The following is a 3,953-nucleotide window of genomic DNA, read 5'->3' on the forward strand; positions in this document are numbered from 1 at the left end:
CGGGGTCCGGAGGACCGAAGGTCCTGCTGCGAACCGCGGCGGGTAAGGTGCAATGGAGCAGCCGGATGACATGACCGGCGGAGGAGGTTTTCACCCACATGATCACCACGAGACCACACACGGGTGAGCCGCATACCGCCGGAATCGCAGGGCGACTGAACTGGTTACGCGCGGGGGTGCTCGGCGCGAACGACGGGATCGTGTCGGTCGCCGCGATCGTCGTCGGCGTCGCCGGCGCCACCAACGACCTGGCACCGATCCTGACCGCGGGAACGGCGGCGTTGGTCGGCGGAGCGATCTCGATGACACTCGGCGAGTACGTGTCGGTGAGCAGTCAGAGCGACAGCGAGAAGACCCTCATCGCGACAGAACGCCGCGAACTCTCGGAAATGCCCGCACAGGAGCTCGACGAGCTCACCGGACTCTACCAAGCCAAAGGTATCTCCCCGGAGACCGCGCGGAAGGTCGCCGAGGAGCTCACCGCGCATGACGCCCTCGGCGCGCACCTGTCTGCGGAACTGAACATTGACGGCCAGGATCTGGTCAGCCCCTGGCGAGCGGCCCTCGCCTCCGCAGTCGCGTTCACCTCAGGCGGGATCATCCCGTTCGTGGCGATGCTCCTCCCGCCAGGCATGCGGATTCCCGCGACATTCGTCGTCGTGCTGCTCGCTCTCGCCGTCACCGGTGCACTCGGCGCGCACCTCGGGGGCAGCCCCGTGTTGCGTCCGACGATCCGGGTTGTGATCGGCGGGGCAGTCGCGCTGGGCGCCACCTTCCTGATCGGCACGCTCCTGGGCACGACCGGGATCGCATAGACGGCCGTGACAATCCGGCCGGGCAACCGCGGGACGACTCCGCAGATCGGCATCCTCCGAACGATGCGAGGTGATTCACCCCGGGCTTCGTTCCCATCGGGAGGTATGGGAAAATCGTCGCTCCCACTAGTGTGTCAAGGCCAGCGTCCTAGTTGGCTGCGGCCTCGGCAGGGGTAGCCTCGAGTGTCGAAGCGACGTCGCTCGCTCGGTTCGACATATTCTTCAACCTCGTGCCGTTACGGCGCTCTCATGGGCTGTGCTGCCTGCCATGCGTCTCATCGCCTGGGTGCTCGGTCATCGTCCTTTCTCTCGGCCAGGCACGACCAGATCCACCGTCAATCAGACATCAGTCCCCCTGGTTGATCGTCGTCGGCGGTGGCGGCGATGGCTCGCACGAAGAGGAGGAGCCAGGTGAGGAGGAGGATGGAGCTGAGCAGTTCCATGGCGGTGAGATTGAAGTAGCCGATCGGCCACATCAGGAGCGCGACGAACCCGAACGCCCCAAGCACGATGACGGAGACGAAGGCGAAACTGCGAGGCAGCCATGGCACCAGCCAGCCGCTAGCGGCGATGAGTCCAGCGAACGCGACTGACATCGTGGTGGCGATGACAATGTGCAGAGGCTCGGCTTCATCGACGGACACCATCCCGACGCCGGCGAACAGGGCTCCGACGGTGATCAGCCACGCCCGCAGCACTCGGATCCGGGACGTCGCGTCCGTGGCGGATAGCTGCTGGATGTCATGAGTGAGATGGTGGGTGAGCGTGATGATGACGAGGCCGGCGAACACGAGCGTGATGTTGAACGTGTAGGGCGAGAAGCCGTCGCCGCTGCCGAGAGCACTGAAGTTGTGCTGCCACCAGGTGGTATTTCGCGCGGAGAGCATGCTCGCCAACCCACCGCTGACCAGCAGCATGGCGAGGAGGTTCGCGATCGCCCGGGTGGTGAGTTGCGAGGCGGCACCGGTGAGCAGGTATGCCGCCACGGCGGCGACGGCTCCGGTGACGACAGCGGCGGCAGGCGGGTCGAGGGCGAAGTCGCGGAAGGCGAGCTGTAGCACAGCGAAAACGGTTCCGGTGAGCAGGCTGACGACGATGACGGCAGAGACGGTCAATGCGACCGTGTCCACCCCGATCCGCCACCTCACCCCGATGCTGAGAGGACGCGGCCGCGTGCTGCGGACCAAGCGCAGGTAGTTCGTCGCGAACGCCACCCCGGCCGACACGCCAGCCAGGAACGCTGCCGTCACCCCGACAGATCTCGCCCCGGAGAGAGCAGCAGGCTCGCCAGCGAACACGAAGGCGCCAACGACGATCCCCACGACAAGCGCGACAAAGGCGAACGCCAGCGCACGAGACTCGGCCGCCACCGCACCACGTATCAGTACGCGCAGAGAGTCCGGAGATGAGGATTTCTTCTCTGAACGTCGAGGCCCGCGAGGGCTGGACTTTTCTTCCGTGAGTGAAAGGTTCATCGGTGTCCCCGCGTTCGTTCCGCGAGGCGAGTTGGCGACGGCACGAGGTCGGGGTGGTCCCGCCACGTTCCTCCGGCAATGCTCATGACCATCGCGTTGGCCGTAGCAACCAGCGGCACAGCGAATAGTGCTCCGGGGATGCCTGCGACGATCGATCCGCCTGCAACGGCGAGGACGACCGCGAGGGGGTGTACTTTCACGGCGGAGCCCATGATCAGCGGTTGCAGGACGTGTCCTTCGAGCTGTTGGACGAGGAGGACGATACCCAGCATGATCAGCGCGATCACCCATCCGTTGTAGACGAGTGCGATGAACACAGCGACCGCGCCGGTCACGACGGCGCCGATGACGGGGATGAAGGATCCCAGGAACACGAGCACGCCGATCGGGATAGCGAGCGGGACTCCCAGCAGTGCTGCGCCGAGCCCAATGCCGACCGCGTCAATGAACGCGACGAGGATCTGCACCTTCACGAACGACTGCAGGGTCGCCCATCCGGCACGTCCCGCCTCATCGGTGGCCGGGCGGGCGCGGCGCGGGAACAGGCGCACGATCCAGGCCCAGATCCGATCTCCGTCGATGAGGAAGAACAGCGTCGAGAACAGGGCCAGGAGGACGCCAGCGAGGACATGTCCCACTCTGGAACCGAACGCCGCAGCCCCGGACGCCAGCGCGGCGCCATCCTCCTGAATCATCGTCCAGACCTGTTGGACGAAGGCATCCAGGTCGGCCCCGGACACCTGCAACGCAGACTCCGCAAGGAACTTCCGGAACTCCGTGAAGGACGCCACCGTCTGCTCAGCAAGTCCTCCAAACCCTGACGTGATCTGCGTGACCACCAGATACCCCAGTGCTCCCACCACCACCAGAACGCTCAGCTCGGCGAGAGTGATCGCCGCCCAGACTGGCCACCGGTGCCGGGCCAGAAAATTCTTGAACGGGACGAGCAACGCAGCCAGCACGACCGCGACCAGCAGCGGGATCACCAGCAACCTCAGCTGCACCACGAGAAAGCCGATCACCGTGAGCACCCCGACGATCGCGAGGATCCGCCACGACCATGCGCCGGCGATCCGCATCCCCACCGGGAGCACCTCAGCCTCCGTCGTTGACCAGGCCTGCGGTTCCGTGCGTCTTCTGAACAGCGGCATCTACCCATCCTTCCGGTCGATGTCGCGAGCTGCGGGGACTCGGCGTGCCGCGTCCCGGGCAGCAGGAGCCACCGCGGCGGCCGCGATCGCGATCGCACCGGCAACAGCGCAGACCCAGAACCCCCCGGTGAACGCAGCATCCGCCGGTGGGGACTGATGCACGATCAGGTGCCAGCTTGGTTTAGGCCGCCAGGATGACGGTCGGGTTCATGATGGTCTCGTATTCGATGGGGGTCAATCGGCCCAGGCGGGCCTGACGCCGGCGGCGGTGGTAGGTCCGTTCGATCCAGGTAATGATCGCGATCCGGAGTTCCTCACGGGTGCGCCAACGGCGCCGGTCCAGGACGTTCTTCTGGAGTAGCGCGAAGAAGGATTCCATCGCCGCGTTATCACCGGCAGCACCGACTTGGCCCATGGATCCGATGAGGTGATGCTGGTTCAGGGCGTGGACGAACTTCCGGGATCGAAACTGCGACCCGCGGTCGCTGTTAAGCCGAACTCGGTTTAATTCG

4 protein-coding genes are annotated in these 3,953 nt (G+C 65.5%); 1 reads left to right on the forward strand and 3 read right to left on the reverse strand.

Features of this window, described 5'->3' with window-relative positions:
• The first annotated feature begins 98 nt into the window (after positions 1 to 98).
• A complete protein-coding gene (locus ACT3SQ_RS19005) occupies positions 99 to 815 on the forward strand; it encodes a VIT1/CCC1 transporter family protein (protein WP_094765126.1) in 717 nt (238 codons plus the stop codon).
• A gap of 335 nt (positions 816 to 1,150) precedes the next feature.
• Here the strand turns inward: ACT3SQ_RS19005 and ACT3SQ_RS19010 are convergent, their stop codons facing one another.
• From ACT3SQ_RS19010 to ACT3SQ_RS19020, 3 genes are all read right to left on the reverse strand, one after another.
• Complete coding sequence (locus ACT3SQ_RS19010) at positions 1,151 to 2,185, reverse strand: hypothetical protein (protein ID WP_444601600.1); 1,035 nt, start codon at positions 2,183 to 2,185, stop codon at positions 1,151 to 1,153.
• 101 nt (positions 2,186 to 2,286) lie between these two features.
• Entirely contained in the window at positions 2,287 to 3,369 is a 1,083-nt protein-coding gene (locus ACT3SQ_RS19015) for an AI-2E family transporter (protein WP_444601602.1), read from the reverse strand.
• Between the two features lie 253 nt (positions 3,370 to 3,622).
• Positions 3,623 to 3,953 (reverse strand): IS3 family transposase (locus ACT3SQ_RS19020; RefSeq protein ID WP_444601601.1); only part of this gene is annotated, 331 nt, incomplete at its 5' end.

This window comes from Brachybacterium sp. AOP42-C2-15 (assembly GCF_052377065.1).
GTDB lineage: Bacteria > Actinomycetota > Actinomycetes > Actinomycetales > Dermabacteraceae > Brachybacterium.